Source organism: Geodermatophilus marinus (assembly GCF_003428645.1).
GTDB lineage: Bacteria > Actinomycetota > Actinomycetes > Mycobacteriales > Geodermatophilaceae > Geodermatophilus.
In genome coordinates this window covers 44409-64317 of the sequence record NZ_QVQH01000017.1, presented here as the reverse complement: position 1 = coordinate 64317, position 19909 = coordinate 44409, and the positions used below count along the sequence as shown (strand labels likewise).

General features: G+C 78.9%; 17 protein-coding genes. 11 read left to right on the top strand and 6 right to left on the bottom strand.

The features are described from left to right. Nucleotides 1-93: 93 nt before the first annotated feature. The 4 genes from msrA to D0Z06_RS17315 all read left to right on the top strand — a co-directional run bounded on the left by msrA (nt 94) and on the right by D0Z06_RS17315 (nt 4100). A complete protein-coding gene (gene msrA / locus D0Z06_RS17330; protein ID WP_117378800.1) occupies nt 94-747 on the top strand; it encodes a peptide-methionine (S)-S-oxide reductase MsrA in 654 nt (217 codons plus the stop codon). A gap of 140 nt (nt 748-887) precedes the next feature. Then, nucleotides 888-1814, top strand: a complete 927-nt coding sequence (locus D0Z06_RS17325) for a haloalkane dehalogenase (RefSeq protein ID WP_117378799.1) — start codon at nt 888-890, stop codon at nt 1812-1814. Then, nucleotides 1811-2935, top strand: a complete 1125-nt coding sequence (locus D0Z06_RS17320; protein ID WP_117378798.1) for a class I SAM-dependent methyltransferase — start codon at nt 1811-1813, stop codon at nt 2933-2935. The genes D0Z06_RS17325 and D0Z06_RS17320 overlap by 4 nt, the downstream gene beginning before the upstream one ends. Nucleotides 2936-3005: 70 nt before the next feature. Next, nucleotides 3006-4100 carry a class I SAM-dependent methyltransferase gene (locus tag D0Z06_RS17315; RefSeq protein WP_117378797.1) on the top strand — a complete coding sequence of 365 codons (1095 nt, stop codon included), beginning with the start codon at nt 3006-3008 and terminating at the stop codon, nt 4098-4100. Nucleotides 4101-4142: 42 nt separating this feature from the next. Here the strand turns inward: D0Z06_RS17315 and D0Z06_RS17310 are convergent, their stop codons facing one another. Further along, complete coding sequence (locus tag D0Z06_RS17310) at nt 4143-4628, bottom strand: hypothetical protein (protein WP_117378796.1); 486 nt, start codon at nt 4626-4628, stop codon at nt 4143-4145. A gap of 231 nt (nt 4629-4859) precedes the next feature. Here D0Z06_RS17310 and D0Z06_RS17305 point away from each other — a divergent pair, with 231 nt between their 5' ends. After that, nucleotides 4860-5360: a hypothetical protein gene (locus D0Z06_RS17305; RefSeq protein ID WP_117378795.1), complete on the top strand. Its 501-nt coding sequence runs from the start codon at nt 4860-4862 to the stop codon at nt 5358-5360. Between the two features lie 90 nt (nt 5361-5450). Here the strand turns inward: D0Z06_RS17305 and pucL are convergent, their stop codons facing one another. From pucL to uraD, 3 genes are read right to left on the bottom strand one after another with little or no spacing between them, the layout of a single operon-like run. Continuing rightward, nucleotides 5451-6341, bottom strand: a complete 891-nt coding sequence (pucL, locus tag D0Z06_RS17300; RefSeq protein ID WP_117378794.1) for a factor-independent urate hydroxylase — start codon at nt 6339-6341, stop codon at nt 5451-5453. A 41-nt stretch (nt 6342-6382) separates the two neighbouring features. Continuing rightward, nucleotides 6383-6700: a hydroxyisourate hydrolase gene (gene uraH, locus D0Z06_RS17295; protein ID WP_117378793.1), complete on the bottom strand. Its 318-nt coding sequence runs from the start codon at nt 6698-6700 to the stop codon at nt 6383-6385. Between the two features lie 43 nt (nt 6701-6743). Beyond that, nucleotides 6744-7241: a 2-oxo-4-hydroxy-4-carboxy-5-ureidoimidazoline decarboxylase gene (gene uraD, locus D0Z06_RS17290; RefSeq protein WP_117378792.1), complete on the bottom strand. Its 498-nt coding sequence runs from the start codon at nt 7239-7241 to the stop codon at nt 6744-6746. 107 nt (nt 7242-7348) lie between these two features. Here uraD and D0Z06_RS17285 point away from each other — a divergent pair, with 107 nt between their 5' ends. From D0Z06_RS17285 to D0Z06_RS17260, 6 genes are all read left to right on the top strand, one after another. Continuing rightward, nucleotides 7349-8935, top strand: a complete 1587-nt coding sequence (locus D0Z06_RS17285; protein ID WP_199522380.1) for a malate synthase — start codon at nt 7349-7351, stop codon at nt 8933-8935. Next, nucleotides 8932-10140: a DUF6986 family protein gene (locus tag D0Z06_RS26975; RefSeq protein ID WP_117378791.1), complete on the top strand. Its 1209-nt coding sequence runs from the start codon at nt 8932-8934 to the stop codon at nt 10138-10140. Before D0Z06_RS17285 ends, D0Z06_RS26975 begins: the two co-directional genes overlap by 4 nt. 54 nt (nt 10141-10194) lie before the next feature. Next, nucleotides 10195-15270 carry a SpoIIE family protein phosphatase gene (locus D0Z06_RS17275; RefSeq protein ID WP_117378790.1) on the top strand — a complete coding sequence of 1692 codons (5076 nt, stop codon included), beginning with the start codon at nt 10195-10197 and terminating at the stop codon, nt 15268-15270. A gap of 94 nt (nt 15271-15364) precedes the next feature. Next, complete coding sequence (locus D0Z06_RS17270) at nt 15365-16381, top strand: sensor histidine kinase (RefSeq protein ID WP_158580020.1); 1017 nt, start codon at nt 15365-15367, stop codon at nt 16379-16381. Nucleotides 16382-16414: 33 nt separating this feature from the next. Then, the gene (locus tag D0Z06_RS17265; protein WP_117378788.1) at nt 16415-17242 is read left to right on the top strand and encodes an SDR family oxidoreductase; all 828 of its coding nucleotides are present in this window, start codon (nt 16415-16417) and stop codon (nt 17240-17242) included. Next, a complete protein-coding gene (locus D0Z06_RS17260) occupies nt 17239-17757 on the top strand; it encodes a MarR family winged helix-turn-helix transcriptional regulator (RefSeq protein ID WP_117378787.1) in 519 nt (172 codons plus the stop codon). The genes D0Z06_RS17265 and D0Z06_RS17260 overlap by 4 nt, the downstream gene beginning before the upstream one ends. Nucleotides 17758-17853: 96 nt before the next feature. On the opposite strand, the gene D0Z06_RS17255 is transcribed toward D0Z06_RS17260, so the two are convergent. Next, complete coding sequence (locus tag D0Z06_RS17255; RefSeq protein ID WP_117378786.1) at nt 17854-18864, bottom strand: ATP-dependent DNA ligase; 1011 nt, start codon at nt 18862-18864, stop codon at nt 17854-17856. Nucleotides 18865-19037: 173 nt separating this feature from the next. Then, nucleotides 19038-19877 (bottom strand): alpha/beta fold hydrolase, encoded by an 840-nt coding sequence (locus D0Z06_RS17250; RefSeq protein ID WP_158580019.1) that lies wholly within the window; start codon nt 19875-19877, stop codon nt 19038-19040. Between the last annotated feature and the right edge of the window lie 32 nt (nt 19878-19909).

The window sequence follows — 19909 nt, the reverse complement described above, 5'->3', positions numbered from 1 at the left end:
GATCCTGCCCCGGCGGTCCCGGCCGCGCCGCCGTCGTCCCCCGCCGTGCGCCGACCTCGCCGTCCGGTCGCGCGGCGCGCCTAGGCTCGGGGCATGTTGTTCTCCCGGTCCAGGACCCAGCCGGTGGCGGCGGAGGACGCCCTGCCGGGCCGCCCCGACCCGCTGCCGCACGTGCCCGAGGTGCACGCGGTCAACGGCAACCGCATCCAGCCGCCCTTTCCCGAGGGCATGCAGACCGCCGTCTTCGGCGCGGGCTGCTTCTGGGGCGTGGAGAAGGTGTTCTGGGAGACGCCAGGGGTGTACTCCACCGCGGTCGGTTACGCCGGCGGGTACACCCCGAACCCGACCTACGAGGAGGTCTGCTCGGCGCGCACCGGTCACACCGAGGTCGTGCTCGTGGTGTTCGACCCGGCGGTCACCTCGTACGAGCAGCTGCTCAAGGTCTTCTGGGAGGACCACGACCCGACCCAGGGCATGCGCCAGGGCAACGACATCGGCACGCAGTACCGGTCGGCGGTCTACACGCAGGGCCCCGAGCAGGAGGCCGCGGCCGCGGCCAGCAGGGACGCCTTCCAGGAGCGGCTCACCGCGGCCGGCTACGGGGAGATCACCACCGAGATCCGGCCGCTCGGCGAGTTCTACTACGCCGAGGACTACCACCAGCAGTACCTGTACAAGGTGCCGAACGGCTACTGCCCGATCCACTCGACCGGCGTCTCCTGCCCCGTGGGGCTGCCCGGCGTCTGAGCCCGGGCCGCTGCACGAGGGCCGGCGGGCACGGGTCCGGCGGGCACGAGGGAAAGGCAGCTGTACCCCTGTCAGGCGGCTCCCGACGCGGGTATAGCTTCCTTTCCCTCGTGCAGGCGACGTCGAGAGGTGCGCGCAGCGTGGAGGTCCTGAGGACGCCGGAGGAGCGGTTCGCCGACCTGCCGGGCTTCCCCTACCAGCCCGGCTACATCACCTTCGACAGCGGGGACGACGGGGACGGCGGCACGCTGCGGGTGGCCTACGTCGAGGCCGGCCCGCCGGACGGCGAGGTCGTGCTGCTGCTGCACGGGGAGCCGTCGTGGGCCTACCTGTACCGGCACCTGATCCCGGTGCTGGCCGAGGCGGGCCTGCGCGTGGTGGCCCCCGACCTGGTCGGTTTCGGCCGCTCCGACAAGCCGGTCGACCGGGCCGCCTACACCTACGCCCGGCACGTGGAGTGGATGCGGCGGGCGCTGTTCGACGGGCTCGGCCTCACCGACGTGACCCTGGTCTGCCAGGACTGGGGCGGGCTGATCGGGTTGCGGCTGGTCGGCGAGCACCCCGACCGCTTCGCCCGCGTGGTGGTGGCCAACACGGGGCTGCCCACCGGCGAGCACCCGATGAGCGAGGCGTTCCTGGCCTGGCAGCGGTTCTCGCAGGAGAGCCCGCAGTTCGACGTCGGCCGGATCGTGCAGAACGGCACGGTCACCGAGCTCCCGCCCGAGGTCGTCGCCGCCTACGACGCGCCCTTCCCGGACGACGCGTACAAGGCCGGCGCGCGGGCCTTCCCCGCCCTGGTCCCGACCCGGCCCGACGACCCCGCCGCCGCGGCGAACCGGGCGGCCTGGGGGGCGCTGGCCCGCTTCGACCGGCCGTTCCTCACCGCGTTCTCCGACGCCGACCCCATCACCGGGGGCGGGGACCGCGTGTTCCGGGAGGTGGTGCCCGGTGCCACCGGGATGCCGCACGTGACGCTGGCCGGTGGCGGGCACTTCCTGCAGGAGGACGTCGGTCCGCAGCTCGCCCGGGTCGTGGTCGACCTGGTCGCCGCGACCCCTCGCCGGTGACCGACCGGGAGGAGCTGTTCGCCCGGCTGCGCCGGGACCCGGACGTGGCGGCGCCGGACCTGGTCGTGGTCGACGCCACCGACCGGTTGCTGCTGGACGAGGCCGCGGGCGCCGTGGCGGCGGCCGGGCCCGGCGAGGTGGTGGTGGTCGACGACTCGTACGGCGCCCTCACCCTGGGCGCGGTCGCGGCCGGCGCCCGGGACGTGCGGGTGCACCAGGACCTGCTGGTCGGCGAGCTGGCGCTGGCCCGCAACGCCGGGCGGACCGGCCTGGCCGGCACGTACCGCACGCTCCCGCTGGGCCCGGAGCTGGTGGCCGGTGCGCGGGTCCTGCTCGCCAAGGCCCCGCGCTCCCTCGACGCGCTGCGGGAGCTCGCCGAGCTGGCCGCGGGCGCCGCGCCGGACGCCGTCCTGCACGTCGGCGGGCGGGTCAAGCACATGACCCCGGCGATGAACGCCGCGCTCGGCGTGGGGTTCACCGACGTGCGGGCGACGCTGGCCCGGCAGAAGTCGCGGGTGCTCGTGGCCCGCGGGCCGCGTCCCGGGGTGTCGTCGTCCTTCCCCCGCTGCCGGCCGCACCCGGAGCTGGGGCTGACCGTGTGCGCGCACGGCGCGGCGTTCGCCGGCACCCGGGTCGACGCCGGCACCCGGGCGCTGCTGACCGCGCTCCCGGGCGCCGCGCCGGGCGCCGCGACGGTGCTGGACCTCGGCTGCGGCACCGGCGTGCTGGCCACCGCCCTGGCGCTCGCCCGCCCGGGGGCGGCGGTGACCGCGAGCGACGCCTCGGCCGCCGCGGTCGCCTCGGCGGCGGCCACGGCGGCGGCCAACGGGGTGGCCGGGCGGGTGCGGGCGGTCCGGGACGACGCGGCCGCCGCGGTCCCCGACGGCACCGTGGACCTCGTCGTCTGCAACCCGCCGTTCCACCTGGGGGCGGCGGTGGTGACCGGTGCCGCCGACCGGCTGTTCGCCGCCGCCGGGCGGGTGCTGCGGCCGGGCGGGGAGCTGTGGGCGGTCTACAACAACCGGCTGCCGCACCGGGCGGCGCTGCGCCGGCTCGTGGGCCCCACCCGGGTGGCGGCGGCCGACCGGCGGTTCACGGTCACGGTGTCCACGCGGCGCTGAGGCGGTCCCTGCCGCGGCAGGGACCGAGGTCCCTGCCCGGGGGCGGGGCGACGGGCCACGGTGGGGCGCCATGACGACCACGGACCTCCCACCCACCGGCACCTCCGCGGCGCTGGCCCAGCGCATCCTCGACGCGGTCACGGGCAGCCTGGAGCTCGCCGCCCTGCACCTCGGCAGCGAGCTGGGCTGGTACCGCGCGCTGGCCGAGGCGCCCGCCACCGCGCCGGAGCTGGCCGAGCGGACCGGTACCGACGCCCGCTACGCCCGGGAGTGGCTGGAGCAGCAGGCCGTGGCCGGGTACCTCACCGTCGACGACGTCGCGGCCGCGCCCGACGCCCGGCGCTACACCCTGCCGCCGGAGCACCGCGGTGTGCTGGTGGAGGAGACCGACCCCTCCCACATGGCGCCCTTCGCCCGGATCGCGCTGGCCTTCACCCGCAACGTCCCCCGGCTGGTCGAGGCCTACCGCACCGGGGACGGGCTGGGCTGGGCGGAGATGGGCGACGCCCGCGACGCCCAGGCGGCCGCCAACCGCCCCTACTTCCTGGGTGCGCTGGTCACCGAGGACCTGCCCTCGCTGCCGGAGGTGGACGCGGCCCTGCGCGCCGGCGGCCGGGTGGCCGACGTCGGCTGCGGGATGGGGTGGTCCTCGATCGGGATCGCCCGCGCCTACCCGCAGGCCCGCGTCGACGGGTTCGACGTGGACGCGCCCTCGGTGCAGGCCGCGCGGCGCAACGCGGAGGCGGCGGGCGTGGCCGACCGGGTGCTCTTCCGGGTGGCCGACGCGGGGGCGGTGGCCGACGCCGAGGGGCGGTACGCCCTCGTGGCGGCGTTCGAGTGCGTCCACGACCTGCCCGACCCGGTCTCGGTCCTGGCGGCGATGCGGGGCATGGCCGCCCCGGGCGGCACCGTCCTGGTCGTCGACGAGCGGGTCGCCGAGGAGTTCACCGCGCCGGGGGACGACGTCGAGCGGCTCATGTACGGCTACAGCCTCACCTGCTGCCTGCCCGACGGGCGCGCCACCCGCCCCTCGGTGGGCACGGGGACGGTCATGCGGCCGGCCACCCTGGAGCGCTACGCGCGGGAGGCCGGCTACGCCGGGGTGGACGTGCTGCCGGTGGACAACGACTTCTTCCGGTTCTACCGGCTGCGCACCGGCGGGTGAGGCCGTCCGGTCCCACCGGGCGGCGGCGCCGCGACCGCCTGCTCAGCGGGCGGCGGCCGGGGTGGTGCAGCGCGCCGCCAGCCGGCACATCACGCGGTGCAGCGCGACCGAGGCCTGCGCCCAGGCGTCGCCGCGCCCGGCGTCGGGGTCGTCGGCCCACAGCGTCACCGCGTCCCACGTCTCGAGCAGCCGCTCCACCACCTCGCAGTCGGCCAGCGCGGCACCCGGGTCGGCCAGCGTCCGGGGGTGCGCGGTGGCCGCGCGGCGCGTCTGGGCGACCCGGTCGCCCAGGGCGTGCCGCAGGGTCCACATGGCCGCGAGGTCCGGCGTGCCGGGGCCCGGGCGGGCCGACCGGGCCGAGCGCGCGGCGGCCACCTCGGCACACCGCCGCCGGGAGGCCTCGACCAGCGCCCGCGCCTGGTCCCGCTCGGCCGCCGCCCACGCCCTCAGCAGGGCGGGGTCGCGCGCGGTCGACGCCGCGCGGCCGGCCCGCCGGAGGTCCGCCAGCGTCGCTGTCTCCGTGTCCACGGGTCCCCCCACGTTCGGCTCGGTGCCCAGTAGACGCCGGGCCCCGGACCAGGGCAAACGGGGGAGGTGCGGGTCGGTGCCGGGCCGCACCGGCGCGGCGGCGGACCGGCGGCAGGGGCGACGGGCAGGGGCGACGGGGAGGTCGTCGCCCACCCGGGGATGTGGCGGGCCGGTCACCGGGACGGGCGACCCCCTGGGCAGCCCGGGCGCCCGGCGGGCAGGCTGGCGCCCATGAGCACCTCCGCGCTGCGCACCGCCCTGCGCCGGGCCCTGCCCTGGCTGCTCGCCTGGTGGGCGCTGCAGGCCGCGCTCGCCGTGGCCGGCCGGCTGGTCGCCCGCCGCAGCGACGAGGGCGACGAGAGCACCGCCGGGATCCGGCGCACGGTCGCGCTCGGCGAGCTGCGGCTGCGGCCGGTCAACCCCGAGCTGTCCCGGCTGCGTGTCGACCTCCTCATGGCCGGCGGCGAGGTGGACCTGAGCGGGCTGGCGCCGGTGCCCGGCGGCATCGACCTCACGCTGCGCGCGGTCATGGGCGGCCTCGACGTCCGGGTGCCGGCCGGCTGGCGGGTCTGGTGGTCCGCCCGCGGGCTCGGCGGGATCGGCCTGGCGCAGGGGTCGGGGGCGACCCGCACCGACGACGAGCGGGGTGCCGACCTGCGGGTGCACGCCGCCGTCGTGCTCGGAGGGGCGGGGATCAGCACCCCGACCGGGCACGGCGCCGGGGCCCGCTGACACCGGGGCCCGCGGACGGCGCCGGGGCCCGCTGACGCCGGGGCCCGCGGACGGCGCCGGGGCCCGCGGACGGCGCCGGGCCCGCCGGCGTCAGCAGGTGCCGGGCGTCCCCTCCCAGGCGACCGGTGCCGGCGGGACGTCGTCGCGCAGCACGGTCCCCTCGATCAGCCCGTAGGGCCGGTCGTCGGCGTGGTAGACGACGTCGGGGTTGTCCCGCCCGAACGGGGAGAGGTCCTGCAGGAAGTGGTGCCGGTTGGGCATCGACAGGCGCACCTCGGCCGCCTCGGGCACCCGCTCGAGCAGCGCCGTCCCCATCGCGTACAGCGTCTGCTGCAGGGCGAGGGAGTGGGTGGACGCGAAGGCCTCGAGCAGCGCGGTGCGGGCGGTGCCGAACACGGCGTCGAAGTCCAGGTCGGCGGTGGTGTACCGCCAGCGCGCGGTGACCGCGGTGGCGAGGACCCGCTCCCGGGTCTCGGCCAGCGTCGTGTAACCGTCGCGCGGGAAGCCCCGGAACTCCGAGCCGGTGGTCTTGAGGACGACGAGGTCGGCCAGCCCCGCCAGCACGTGCACCTGCCCGCCGTCGACGGTCACCACCGCCGTGCGCACCTCGCCGCCGTCCCGCCGGAAGGCGTGCTCGTGCGGCCGCCCGCCGACGGGGATCCGCTGCCAGCCGTGCGCGTCGACCGCCACCCGGGCGCCGGTGACCCACGGGTAGGTGCCGGCGAGGTGGCGGGCCAGGCGCAGCCCGAAGGCCTCGGGGGAGCCGACGCCGTCCCGGGCGAAGGCGAAGACGGTGTTCTTCTGGCTGTCGGTCGGGTGCACGTGCGCGTTGTCGCCCGCGGTGTGCGCGGCCGCGAAGTCCCCGCGCAGGCTGGTGCTCACGGTCAGGTCGTGCAGCGCGTGCGCCGGGCCGCCGCGGTCGACGGCGACCACGCGGACCTCCGCCTTGCCGTACTGGTTGGGCCCGAGCCGGATCGCCATGGCGGCAGGCTGCCAGACCGGGGGTTCCACGTGGAACCGCGTCACGAGCCCCGGTAGGTGGAGTAGGCGAACGGGGAGAGCAGCAGCGGCACGTGGTGGTGCTCGGCGGGTTCCCGGACGGCGAAGGCCAGCACCACCTCCGGCCAGAACGTCTCCCGGCCCCGCGCCGCGAACCAGGGGCCGGTGTCGAACACCAGCCGGTGCGGCCCCGCGGCCGTCGGCCCCTCGGCCAGCCGGCACCGGCCGTCGTCGTCGGTGACCCCCGCCGCGAGCTCCCGGTCGGCGGCGAGCAGCCGCACCACCAGGCCCGCGGCCGGGCGCCCCAGCGCGGCGTCCAGCACGTGCGTGGAGACGCTCACGCGGCCGCCCCCCCGGCGGCCCCCGCGGGGGGCGCGGGCGCGCTCACCGGACCAGCTCCCGCACGCGCAGCTCGGTGATCTGCGCCAGCTGCTCGACCACCTCGGCGCGCTCGGCCTCCTCGTCGTGGCCCAGCCGCCGGCGCAGCTCGGCCAGCAGCTCCTCGGGCGACCGGCCGGCGGCGCGGACCAGGAACACCCGGCCGAAGCGCTCCTCGTAGGCGCGGTTGCCCTCGGCCAGGGCGGCGCGGGTCCGCTCGTCGGCCCCGACGACCGCGCCCTGCTCGCGGCGCGAGGCCCCCGCCTCCGCCGACGAGCCCTCGACCCGGTCGCCGATCCGGGGGTGCGCGGCCAGCGCGAGCTCGACCTCCTCCCACGGCAGGCCGCGGACCACCTCGCCGGCGCGGGCGACGAGCGTCCCGGCGTCCGGGTAGGGGCGGCCGGCGACCACCTGGGCGGCGAACCGCGGCGCGGCGTTGCAGGCGCGCAGCCGCTGCACCAGCCGGTCGGCGGGGGCGTCGTTGAGCTCGTCGAGCGCCGTCATGACCGCCCAGCCTGCCAGCCCCCGGCCCCGGGGGCACCGGGTGCGGCGGGGAGGGCCGGGCGGCACCGGCCCGGCGGGGCGCCGCCGGGTGCGGCAGGGTGCGCAGCATGGTCGACGTGCGCGTGGCGGGTCCGGCGGTCGAGCGGGCCGAGGAGGTGCTCACGCCGGAGGCGCTGGCCTTCGTCGCCGACCTGCAGGCGCGCTTCGGCGCCCAGCGCGAGGCGCTGCTGGCCGCCCGCGCCACCCGCCGGGCCGAGATCGCCGCCGCGCGGTGGCTCGACGTCCGCCCCGGGACCGCCGGCGTCCGGGACGGCGACTGGCGGGTGCCCCCGCCACCGCCGGGCCTGGTCGACCGCCGGGTGGAGATCACCGGCCCGGCCGAGCCGGGCGCGGCGGTCGACGCGCTCACCAGCGGGGCCGACGTGTGGGTCGCCGACCTGGCGGACGCCGGCCCGCCGCTCTGGCGCACCGTCGTCGGCGGCCAGGTCGTGCTGCGCGACGCCGTCCGCCGGACGCTCGTGCGGACCACGTCCGAGGGCCGGGAGCAGCGGCTCGCCGAGGACGCCGCCCTGCCGGCGGTCGTGCCGCGCCCCCGGGGGTGGCACCTGCCCGAGCGGCACCTGCTGGTGGAGGGCCGGCCGTGCGCCGCCGCGCTCGTCGACGCCGGGCTGCACCTGTTCCACAACGCCCGGGAGCAGCTCGACCGGGGCAGCGGGCCCCACCTCTACCTGCCCGGGCTGGAGGGCCACCTCGAGGCCGCGCTGTGGAAGCTGGTGCTCGACGCCGCCGAGCAGGCCCTCGACCTCCCGGCGGGGTCCATCCGGGCCACCGCGCTGATCGAGACCGTCCCGGCGGCGTTCGAGATGGACGAGGTCCTGCACGCCCTCGGCGACCACGCCGCCGGGCTCACCGCCGGCCGCCAGGGCTACCTGTCCAGCCTCATCACGGTCTTCCGCGAGGCCGGCCCGCGGTTCGTGCTCCCCGACCGCGCCGCCGTGACCGCGACCGCGCCCCTGCTGCGGGCCTGGACCGACCGGCTGGTCCAGGTCTGCCACCGGCGCGGCGCCATGGCGATCGGCGGCCGGGCCGCGGCCGTCCCCGGCGGGCGGGACCCGGACGCCGACGAGCGGACCCGGGCCCGGGTGCGGGAGGACAAGGCCCGGGAGGCCGCCGACGGGTTCGACGGGTCGGGCGTGGCCCACCCCGACCTCGTCCCGGTCTGCCGGGCGGCCTTCGACGCCGTCCTCGGCGACCGCCCGAACCAGCTCGACCGGCAGCGCCCGGAGGTCGCCGTCACCGCCGCCGACCTGCTCGACGTCGCCGGCGTGCCGGGGGAGCGCACCCTGGCCGGGCTGCGCGCGGACGTGGAGGTGACCCTCCGCTACCTCGCCGCCTGGTTGGCCGGCCACCGGGTGGTCGCCGCGCACGGCCTCCTGGTGGACGCCGCCACCGCCGAGGCCGGCCGGTCGCAGGTGTGGCAGTGGGTGCACGAGGGGGTCGAGCTGGACACCGGCGAGACGGTGACCGCGGAGCTGGTGCGCCGGGTCGTCGACGAGGTGGCCGCCGGCCTCGGCGCGCTCGAGCGGCTCGACGACGCCCGGCGGCTGTTCGAGCAGGTGGCCCTCGCCGACGCGTTCCCCGACGTCCTCACCCTCCCGGCCCACGACGTCCTCCTCGACGGGGCCGGCGCATGACCCTGCCCGAGGACGTCTACGCCGAGCTGGACCGGCGGCTGGCCCCCGTGGACGCCGCCCGCGCGGCCGCCTACCCCGGCGAGCGGCCCGGCCGGCAGCCCGTGCACACCTGCTACGTGCCGGCGGACGCCGTCGTCCCGGGCCTGGCCGCGGCGTGGGGGTCGGCGGCCCTGGCCGCCCTGGACGAGCACGGCCCGCCCGACCTGGGCTGGGACCCGGAGCTGGCCGGGCAGGTCCTGCCGCGGGTCCGCGCCAAGCTGGCCGCCGAACCCGTGGAGGACCTCCGCGTCGACGTGGAGGACGGCTACCGCCGGCCGCGGGAGCGGGAGGACGACGACGTGCGCGCCGCCGCGGCCGCGGTCGCCGCCGACCTGCGCACCGGCACCGCCCCGCCGGGCGTGGGCATCCGCGCCGGCTCGGTGGAGCAGGCCACCCGGCGCCGCGGCGTGCGCAGCCTCGACCTCTTCCTCGGCGGGCTGGCCGGGGTGGCCGACCGGGTCACCGTCACCCTCCCCAAGGTCAGCGACCCCGAGCAGGTGCGCGCGTTCCTCCCCGTCCTCGACGCGCTGGAGGCCGCGCACGGGCTGGCGGTCGACCTCGAGGTGCAGGTCGAGACCCCGCAGGCCGTGCTGTCCGCCGACGGCGCGGTCGCCGTCGCCCGCCTGGTGCACGCCGCCGGCCCCCGGCTGACCGGCCTGCACCACGGGACCTACGACTACACCGCCGCGCTCGGCGTCGCCGCGGCGCACCAGGCGCCCGACCACCCGGCCGCCGACCTGGCCAAGGGGCTGGTGCAGGTCGCCGTCGCGGGCACCGGCGCCCGGGCGGTCGACGGCTCCACCAACGTGCTGCCGGTGGGGTCCCGCGCGCAGGTGCAGGCGGCCTGGCGGCGGCACGCCGGGCTGGTGCGCCGGGCCCTGGAGCGCGGCCTGTACCAGGGCTGGGACCTGCACCCCGCGCAGCTGGTCACCCGCTACGCGGCCGGCTACGCCTTCTTCCGCGCCGCGCTGCCCCCGGCCGCCACGCGGCTGGCGGCCTACCGCGGGGGCCCCGGCGCGGGGGTGCTGGACGAGCCGGCCACGGCCCGGGCCCTGGCCGGGGTGGTGCTGCGGGGGCTGGACTGCGGCGCCGTGGACGACGCGGAGGTGCGCGCGGCCACCGGCATGGACCGCGACGAGCTGGCCCGGCTGGGCCGCCCGGCCTGACCTGCGACGGGCCGGGCGGGACGGCGGCACCTACGATCCGGTCGTGATGCGGGCGTGACCGGGGATGCGTCCGGGCTCTTCGACGGCGGCGGCGAGTCCGGGCGGGCGATGGCCGCCCTGGACTGGGCGGCGACCCCGCTGGGCGCGCCGGGCACCTGGCCGGCGGGGCTGCGCAACGCCGTCCGGATCCTGCTGACCTCCCGGTTCGCCATGTGGGCCGCGTGGGGTCCCGAGCTCAGCTTCTTCTACAACGACGCCTACCGGCACGACACGCTGCAGGCCAAGCACCCCTGGGCGCTCGGGCGGCCGGCGTGGGAGGTCTGGGCCGAAATCTGGGACGAGGTCGGCCCGCGGGTCCGATCGGTGCTGGAGACCGGGGTGGCCACCTGGGACGAGGACCTGATGCTCGTCGTCGAGCGCAGCGGCTACCCGGAGGAGACCTACCACACCTTCTCCTACAGCCCGCTGGCCGGCGAGGACGGCCGCCCCGCGGGCATGCTCTGCGTGGTCACCGAGAACACCCGGCGGGTCGTGGGGGAGCGCCGGACGGCGACCCTGCGCGACCTCGCCCCGGCGGTGGCCACCGCGCGGGACGAGGCCGGCCTGCTCGCCGCGGTCGCCGAGCAGCTGGGCCGCAACCCCGCCGACCTCCCGGTCACCGCCACCTACCTCCTGGATCCGGACGGGTCCGCCCGCCTCGGCTGCGCGACCGGCCTGCCGGCCGGGGCCGTCCCGCCGGCGGAGGCCTGGCCGGTGGAGCGGCTGCGCGCGGGGGAGGTCGTCCTGGTCGAGGACGCCGCGGCCCGCTTCCCCGACCTGCCCACCGGGGCCTGGGACCGCCCGCCCGTGCAGGCGGTCGCGCTCCCGGTGGCCGGGGCCAGCGCGGACGCCGAGGCGGCGGGGTTCCTCGCGGTCGGGCTCAACCCGCACCGCCGGTGGGACGACGACTACCGCGGCTTCCTCGAGCTGCTGGCCGGCCAGGTCGCCGCGGGGCTGGTCAACGCCGGCAGCCACGAGGCCGAGCGCCGCCGCGCCGAGGCGCTCGCCGAGCTCGACCGCGCCAAGACCGACTTCTTCAGCAACGTCAGCCACGAGTTCCGCACCCCGCTCACCCTCATCCAGGGCCCGGTCGCCGAGCTGCGGGAGCACCCGGTGCTGGCGGCCGACCCGCGGGCCCGCGAGGAGCTCGAGGTCGTGGAGCGCAACGCCGCCCGGCTCGGCAAGCTGGTCAACACGCTCCTGGACTTCTCCCGCCTCCAGGCCGGGCGGGTGGAGGCCCGCTACGAGCCGGTCGACCTCGCGGCGGTGACCGCCGAGCTGGCCAGCGTCTTCCGGTCGGCGGTCGCCCGGGCCGGCCTGTCCTACGAGGTGGACTGCCCGCCGCTCGGGGTGCCGGTGCACGTCGACCGCGACATGTGGGAGAAGGTCGTCCTCAACCTGCTGTCCAACGCGCTCAAGCACACCTTCGAGGGCGGCATCGCGGTGCGGCTGCGGCGCGACGGCGACGCGGTCCGGTTCGCGGTGACCGACACGGGCACCGGCGTCCCGGCCGGGGAGCTGCCCCGGCTGTTCGAGCGCTTCCACCGGGTGGCCGGCGCCCGCGGGCGGTCCGGCGAGGGCAGCGGCATCGGCCTGGCGATGGTGCGCGAGCTGGTCGGCCTGCACGGCGGCGCCATCACCGCGGAGAGCACCCTCGGTGCCGGGAGCACGTTCACCGTCACGCTGCCGCTGGGCAGCGGGCACCTGCCGCCCGACCGCGTCGCCGCGGCCGCCCTCGACGGCCCGGCCGTCTCCCCGGCCGCCGCCCCCTTCGTCACCGAGGCGCTGCGCTGGCTGCCCGGGGCGGACGACCCGGGCCCGGTCACCGGTCACGCGCCGGCCGAGGTCCCCGGCGGGCGGGTCCTGGTCGCCGACGACAACGCCGACATGCGGGGCTACGTCACGCGCCTGCTGGCCGGCCGGCACGCCGTCCGCACCGCCGCGGACGGCCGGGCGGCGCTGGCGTCGGCGCTGGCCGACCCGCCGGACCTGGTGGTCAGCGACGTGATGATGCCCGGGCTGGACGGCATGCAGCTGCTGGCCGCGCTGCGGGCCGACGCCCGGACCGCCCGGGTCCCCGTGCTGCTGCTCTCCGCGCGCGCCGGGGAGGAGGCCGCCGTCGAGGGGCTCGCCGCCGGGGCCGACGACTACCTCGTCAAGCCGTTCAGCGCCCAGGAGCTGCTCGCCCGGGTCGACGCGCACGTCCAGCTCGGCCGGGCCCGGCGCAGCGCCGAGGAGCGCTTCACCGCCCTGGCCGACCTCGCGCCGGCCCTCATCTGGCTCGCCGACGGCGACGGCGGCCGGGTGTTCGTCAACTCCGGCTGGACCGCCTTCACCGGCCGGGACGCCGGCGCCGAGCTCGGCGCCGGGTGGCGGGACGGCATCCACCCCGACGACCTCGCCGGCTACGAGGGCACCGTCGCCCGGGCCCGCGCCGGGGGGACGGGCTGGGAGGTCGAGTACCGGCTCCGGCGCGCCGACGGCACCTACCACTGGCTGCTCGAGCGGGCGGCGCCCGTGCCCGGGGAGCCCGCCGGCGGCGTCATGGCCGTCTGCACCGACATCGACGTCCGCTACCGGGAGGGCGAGCGGCAGGCGCTGCTCGCCGAGGTCGGCGCGGCGCTCGACCGGGACATGGTGCTCGACGGCCAGCTCGGCGCGCTCGCCCGGCTGCTGGTCGACCGCCGGGTCGGCGACCTGTGCACCGTCCGGGTGCTCGGCGACGACGGCCGGCTGCGGTTCGCCGGTGTCGCGGGCCTCGGCGCCGCCGCCGAGGCGGCCATGGCCGCGGTGGAGCCGGCCAGCGGGCTCGGCCCCGAGGTGCTCGCGACCGGCCGGACGATCCTGCTCGACCAGCTGCCGCCGGCGCCGGTGGACCGGCCCGAGCTCGCCGACGCCCTGGCGGTGGGCTCGGGGATGGCCGTGCCGCTCACCGTCCGGGGGCGGGTGCTGGCCGTCCTCGGCCTGGCCCGCCGCCCGCACGGCCGGCGCTACGACGAGGAGGACCGCCGGCTGGTCGAGGAGATCGCCGCGCGGGCGGCGCTCGCCGTCCAGAACGCGATCCTGCTGGCCGACGAGCGCGCCGGGGCCCGGCGGCTGGCCCTGCTGCAGCGGGCCACCGCCGAGCTCTCCGCGGCGACCACCCCGGTGGCCGTCGCCGCGGCCGCCGCCGGGCACGTGCGAGCCCTCACCGGGGACGAGAGCCGGGTGGCGGTCTACGAGCTCGACGACTCCCACCGGGCGCTGGTCGCCCTGGAGATCGACGGCGCCAGCGACGACGGGCGGCGGGCCTGGCAGACCCTGCCGCTGTCCGCTCCCCTGGTGGGGCCGGCCGCGGTGCAGCAGCGGCGTGCGCTGTGGGTCGAGGACGCCACCGGGACGCCGGAGGACCCCGCGCTGGCCCCGGAGCTGGCCGGGACCATCCGCGAGTACGGGCTCGGGGCCTGCGTCGGGCTGCCGCTGGTGGTCGCCGGCCGCGCGGTCGGCGTGGTCTCCGTCGCCTGGCCGGCCCCCCGCCGGGTGCCGCCGACCGACCGCGCCATGCTCCTGGCCGTCGCCGAGCAGTGCGCCCAGGCGCTGGACCGCGCCCGCCTCCACCGCGCCGAGCGGCGGATCGCCGAGACGCTGCAGCGCTCCCTGCTCCCGGCCGGCCTGCCCCGCCTCGAGCGGCTCGCCCTCGCCGCGCACTACCTGCCCGGCGCCGAGGGCGCCCAGGCCGGTGGTGACTGGTACGACGTCGTCGACATGGGACGCGGCTCGGTGGCCATCGCGGTCGGTGACGTCGTCGGGCAGGGGCCGGCCGCGGCGGCGGTCATGGGCCAGCTGCGCAGCGCCCTCTCGACGGCGCTGCTGCAGGGCTGCGGGCCCGCCGAGGCGCTGGAGGTCCTCGACCGCTTCGCCGGCCGGCTGCCCGGCGCGCTGGCGTCCACCGCGGCGGTGGTGCTGCTCGACGCGGCGGCCGGCACGGTCCGCTGGGCGCGGGCGGGTCACCCGCCGGCGCTGCTGGTCACCGGCGAGGGCACCCGGCTGCTCGACGGCGCCGGGGCCGGGACGGTGCTCGGCGTCCCCGGGCGGCCGCCGTACCGGGAGGGGGTGGGCACGCTGCCGGTCGGCGCGACCCTGCTGCTCTACACCGACGGCCTGGTCGAGCGGCGGGACGAGGTGCTGGACACCGGCCTGGAGCGGGTGCAGGCGGTGGCCGCCCGGCACGCGGACGCCGCTCCCGGCCGGCTCACCGCCCGGCTGCTGGCCGAGGTGCTCGCCGACACCGACCAGCCCGACGACGTCGCGCTGATCGCCGTCCGGCTGCTGCCCCCGCCGCTGACCGGGCGGCTGCCGGCCGACCCGGCGCGGCTGGCCGGGGTGCGGCGCCGGGTGGCGGCCTGGGCGGCCGCCGGGGGGCTGCCCGAGGAGACCACCGACGACCTGCAGCTCGCCGTCGGCGAGGCGCTGGCCAACGCCGTCGAGCACGCCTACCCCTCCGGCGACGGCTGGTGCAGCTACCGGCTGGCGCGGGACGGCGACGGCGACGTCCGGGTCGAGGTGGCCGACGGCGGCGCCTGGCGCCCCCCGCCGGCCGACCGCGGGTTCCGGGGCCGCGGCCTGGAGCTGATCGCCGCCCTGGGCACCGGCGTCGCCGTCGACCACGCGGGGGAGGCCGGGACCACCGTCCGCTTCCGGGTGCCGGTCACCCCGGGTCCGGACGCCCCGCCCGCCCGCCGGCGGCCGGCCGTCCCGGGCGCCGGGCCGCCGGAGGGCACCGCGGACCTCGTGGTCACCGACGACGGCGACGCCGGGGGCCCGCGGCTGCGGGTCCGCGGCGAGGTCGACCTGGCCGGCGCCGAGACCCTGGGCGCGGGGCTGCTGGCCCGGCTGGCCGCGCTGCCGGCCGGTTCCGCCGCGGTGCTCGACCTCCGCGGGACGACGCACCTGGCCAGCGCCGGGGTCGGCGTGGTGCTGGCCGCCCTCGCCCGTGCGGGTGAGCTGGGCGTGGCGCTCCGGGTGGAGGCCGAGCCGGGGACCGCGCCGTACCGCATACTCGCTCTGGCCGGGGTCGGGGAGGACCCGACGGAGGGGCCAGCGCCCCGCTGAGCGCCCGGCGGCAGGCCCGGGCGGTGGTGTCGCCGGGGGGTGTCCCAGAATGGTGGACCGGCCGGGCCCTCCGGCCGTGGGGAGGACGAGGCCGGTGGACCAGGCGGTGGACGCGCACACCACGCCGCCCGCCCGTCCCGGTCCCGATCCGGGAGCCGCCGCACCGGGGGGCTTCCGGCACGCCGTGGGGTTCGTCGGCTCCGACCGGGAGATCGTGGCCACCGCGCTGCCCTACGTCGAGGCGGGCCTCCGGGCCGGTGACCGCGTCGCGCTCACCTCCCCGGCCGAGGTCACCCACCTGCTGTGCACGGCGCTCGGGGACCGGGCGGCGTCGGTGGTCGCCGACGAGGCGCTGAGCCTGCTCGGCGCGCGGGCGCCCGACGCGGTGGGTCGCGCCCGGGAACTCGCCGCCGCCGCGGCCGGCCGCGGGTCCGGGCGGCTGCGCATCCTGTCCTTCGTCGACGTCGGGGACCGGCCGGCCGGCCGGCGGGAGGGCCTGCGGTTCGAGGCGGCCTGCAACCGGCTCATGGCCGGCAGCGGGCTGTCGGTGCTGTGCCTCTACGACCGGCGCCGGCTGCCGGCCGACGTGCTCGCCGGTGCGGCCGTCACGCACCCGGAGGTGCTGCGGGCCGGGGCCTGGACGGCCAGCGCCGACTACCAGGAGCCCGAGCGGTTCATCGCCGCGCTGTCGGCGGCCCACGACCCGCTGCAGGACCGGCCACCCGTGCTGGCCGTCGACGACGCGGCGACCCTGCCCGACCTGCGCCACCGGCTCGGTGCCGCCCTCGACCGGCACGTGCCGGACGCCGACCAGCGCGAGGACCTGCACCTGGGGGTCAGCGAGGTCGCGGCCAACGCCTTCCGGCACGGCCGGCGGCCGGTCTCGGCGCGCCTGTGGGTCGGCGACGGCGAGCTGGTCTGCACGGTCACCGACGCCGGGACCTCCTTCGGCGACCCGCTGGCCGGGTTCCGGCCGGCGCACGGGGACGACCTCGCCCGCGGCGGCATGGGCCTGTGGCTGGCCCGCAAGCTGTTCGACACCGTGGACCTGCTGCCCTCGCCGGCGGGGCTCACCGTCCGGCTCGCGGCGGCGGTGCGGGGCACGACTTGACGCCGCAGATATCTCACTGCTGAGGTATCTCGCGTGATCGTGGTGACGGGGGCGGGGGGGACGACCGGGGCCGCGGTCGTCCGGGCGCTGCGGGACCGGGAGCGGCCGGTGCGCGCCCTCGTGCGCACCCCCCGGCCGGCGCCGGGCCCGGGCACGGAGGTGGTCGCCGCCGACCTCACCGACACCGCGGCGGTGGAGCCGCTGCTGGCCGGGGCGGAGGCCCTCTACCTGATCTGGCCCAACTTCTCCCCGGGGGAGGCCGAGGGTGCCGCGGCGCTGTTCGCCGCCGCCCGCCGGGCCGGCGTCCCCCGCGTCGTGTACCACTCGGTGCTGCGACCCCAGGCGCGGGCGATGCCGCACCACGCGGCCAAGGACCGCGCCGAGGAGGTGCTCGACGCGGCCGGGGTGGCCGGCTGGCGGGTGCTGCAGCCCTGCGCCTACTCGGCCAACCTCGACGCCGGGCTCGCCGAGGCCGCGCGCACCGGCGTCCTGCGCAGCGCCTGGGGGCTCACCCGCGGGCAGTCGTTCGTCGACCTCCGGGACGTGGCCGAGGCCGCCGCCGTCCTGCTGACCGAGGACGGCCTCGACGGCGGGACGTTCGAGGCCGCAGGCCCGCAGCCGCTGACCGCGCCGGAGGTCGCCGACGCGCTGGCCGCGCGGGTCGGGCGGCCGGTGCGGGCGGTCGACGTCCCGCCGGGGCGGCCGCCCGCCGACGAGCCGTACGCCGCCCGCTGCCTGCGGCTCATGCTGGTCCACTACCGGGCGCACGGGTTCACCGGCAGCCCTCGGGTGCTCGAGGCGCTGCTGGGCCGCCCGGCCCGGCCCTTCGGGGACCACCTCGCCGGGCTGGACCTGCTGTGAGCGCACCGGGTGGCCAGGACGCCGTCGACCTGATCCTCGCCCAGTGGGCCCGCGAGCGCCCCGACCTGGACTGCAGCCCGATGGGCGTCATCGGCCGCATCACGCAGGCCCAGCGCGAGGTCCACCTGGCGCAGCGGGCGACGTTCGCGCGGCACGGCCTCGACGCGCCGTCCTTCGACGTCCTGGCGGCGCTGCGCCGGGCCGGGCCGCCCTACCAGCTCACCCCGACCGCGCTCATGCGGACCGCGCTGGTCACCTCGGGGGCGATCACCCAGCGGCTGGACCGGCTCGCCGAGAAGGGGCTGATCACCCGGGAGCGCAGCGAGGCCGACGGCCGGGCGGTCGTCGTCACCCTGACCGAGGCGGGCCGGGCGGCGCTCGACGGCGCGCTGCCCGACCACCTGGAGACCGAGCGCCGCCTGCTCGAGGGGCTCACCGCCGAGGACCGGGAGCAGCTGGCCGGGCTGCTGCGCCGGCTGCTCGTCGCCCTCGGCCGCCTGCCGCAACGCCCCTGATCGTCGGCGATCATGACGGGCGGGAGCCGGCACGCCGGCCCGGAGCGGCGTGTCCCTTCCCCGAGTTCGTGATCGCGGGCGGGGTCGCCGGGTGGCTCAGATGCCGGGGACGTCCTCCGGGTGCAGGTCGGGGCGCACGCGGACGAACCTCAGCGGGTGCCGGAACACCCCCGCCTGCAGCGCGGCGTCGGCGCTGACCTCGACGACGACGCCGGGCGCCACCCGCGTGATCGGGATCGCGAGCCGGCCCCCGCCGAAGCGCCCGGTGCCGATCCGGTCGGGCCACGGGTGGTCCTCGCGAGCGGGCCGCAGGACGGCGGCCAGCTCGGCCGACTGCGCCGGGGACAGCGGGCCGGTGCGGCCCACCACCACCAGCTCGCCCGCCCGGACCCGGCCGGCGACCAGCTGGGACGGCCGGTCCAGCGGGCCGATCACCGCGCCGGCGAGCACCTCGGTCGTCTCCCACGACTTGACCTTCAGCCACTCGCGGCGCCCGGGCGCGTAGCGGGTGCCGGCCCCCTTGGCGACCACGCCCTCCACCCCGGCGGCCCGCCACTCCGCCGACCAGCGCGCCGCCTCGGCCGGGTCGGTCGTGACGGGCGAGAGCTGCAGGGGCGGTGCCCAGCGGGCGGCCAGCTCCTCGAGCGCGGCCCGGCGCTCGCGCAGCCGCCGGTCCCGCAGGTCGCTCCCCCCGGCGGCGAGCAGGTCGAAGGCGACGTAGGAGGCCGGGGCCGTGGCGGCCAGGGCGGCGATGCGGCCGGCCGGGGTGACCAGCCGGCGCTGGAGCAGGCCGAAGTCCAGCCGGGAGCCGTTCCAGACGACGACCTCGCCGTCGACCACCGCGCCGGCGGGCACCTGGGCCAGGGCGGCGGCGGCCACGTCGGGGAAGCGGTCGGTCAGGTCGCGGCCCTGCTTGGACCACAGCCGGGTCCCGGTGGCCGTGCGGACGACGACCAGCCGGTAGCCGTCCCACTTCGGCTCGTAGAGGACCCCGCCCGGGAGCGCGCCGGCCCGCGGGAGGTCCCGGACCGGCTTGGCCAGCTGCACCGCGACCGGGCCCGCGAGCTCGGGCGGCAGGTCGGGCGACCCCGGGGCGGAGAGCGGCACGCCGGACAGCCTGGGCCCCGGCCGTGCACCCCGCAGGCCCGCGGGTCGCCGGGGTCACCCGATCGGGGCGGGTCGCCACGCTCCGCGCCGCCGCCGGAGCCCGGCAGGAGTCCCGCCGCAGGTCAAGGCGCGGACCGGCTACGGCGCGGGGACGGCGGCACGGGCCCTGCGGGTCAGGCTGCCGTCGCGGCCAGCACCCCTCTCACGGCGTCGGCGACGGCGTCCGGGCGGTCGACCGGGACGAAGGTCAGGGCGTCGTCCAGCCAGGTCACCGTCGTCCCGAGCAGGTCGGCGAGGCGGACGGCGTCCCGGGGCGGGAAGACGCGGTCCCGGCGTCCCCACACCACCGCCGCCGGCCCGCCCCAGGAGCCCAGGGTCCCGGCCGCGGCCAGCAGCGGCTCCGGCCGGACCGCCCGCAGCAGCGCCGTGAGGTCGGCGCGCACCGCCCGGTCGGTGCGGGCCGGGCGCAGCAGGTCGGCGACCAGCGGGCGGCCCAGGCCCCGGTGGGAGAACAGGTTGAGCCGGCCGGGGTCGGCGAGCAGCGCCGGGACGGCGAAGGAGCGCACCACGAGCCGGGTCACCCCGGGGACCGCGGCCAGTCGCGGGAGCGGCCGCAGCAGCGGGGGCGGGAAGTGCTCGAAGGCGTCGCAGCCGGCCAGCACCAGGCCCCCGACCCGCTGCGGGGCCGCCGCCACCACCACCTGGGCCAGCGCCCCCCCGGTGTCGTTGCCGACCAGCACCGCGCGGTCCACGCCCACCGCGTCCAGGACGTCGACGAGCGCCCCGGCGAGGTCGGGCGGGGTCAGCCGGCCCCGGTCGGGGACCGCCCGGCGGTGCGCCCCCAGCGGCAGGTCGGGCAGCAGCACCCGCGCGTGCGGGGTCAGCCCCTCGGCGACGCCGTCCCACAGCCGGCCGTCGACGAGCGCGCCGTGGACGGCCAGCACGGTCGTCCCCGTCCCCGCCGCGCGCACCGGGACCGGGCCCACCCGCGTCGGCACCTCGAACCGTTCCATCGTCCCCTCCTCCATGTAGCAGTCGCTACAAC

What these genes read in the sequence shown, in the direction of transcription:
- msrA (WP_117378800.1), top strand. Translation starts at nt 94, where the DNA reads ATGTTGTTCTCCCGGTCCAGGACCCAGCCGGTGGCGGCGGAGGACGCC.
- D0Z06_RS17315 (WP_117378797.1), top strand. Translation starts at nt 3,006, where the DNA reads ATGACGACCACGGACCTCCCACCCACCGGCACCTCCGCGGCGCTGGCC.
- D0Z06_RS17305 (WP_117378795.1), top strand. Translation starts at nt 4,860, where the DNA reads ATGAGCACCTCCGCGCTGCGCACCGCCCTGCGCCGGGCCCTGCCCTGG.
- pucL (WP_117378794.1), bottom strand. Translation starts at nt 6,341, where the DNA reads ATGGCGATCCGGCTCGGGCCCAACCAGTACGGCAAGGCGGAGGTCCGC.
- uraD (WP_117378792.1), bottom strand. Translation starts at nt 7,241, where the DNA reads ATGACGGCGCTCGACGAGCTCAACGACGCCCCCGCCGACCGGCTGGTG.
- D0Z06_RS17285 (WP_199522380.1), top strand. Translation starts at nt 7,349, where the DNA reads ATGGTCGACGTGCGCGTGGCGGGTCCGGCGGTCGAGCGGGCCGAGGAG.
- D0Z06_RS26975 (WP_117378791.1), top strand. Translation starts at nt 8,932, where the DNA reads ATGACCCTGCCCGAGGACGTCTACGCCGAGCTGGACCGGCGGCTGGCC.
- D0Z06_RS17250 (WP_158580019.1), bottom strand. Translation starts at nt 19,877, where the DNA reads ATGGAACGGTTCGAGGTGCCGACGCGGGTGGGCCCGGTCCCGGTGCGC.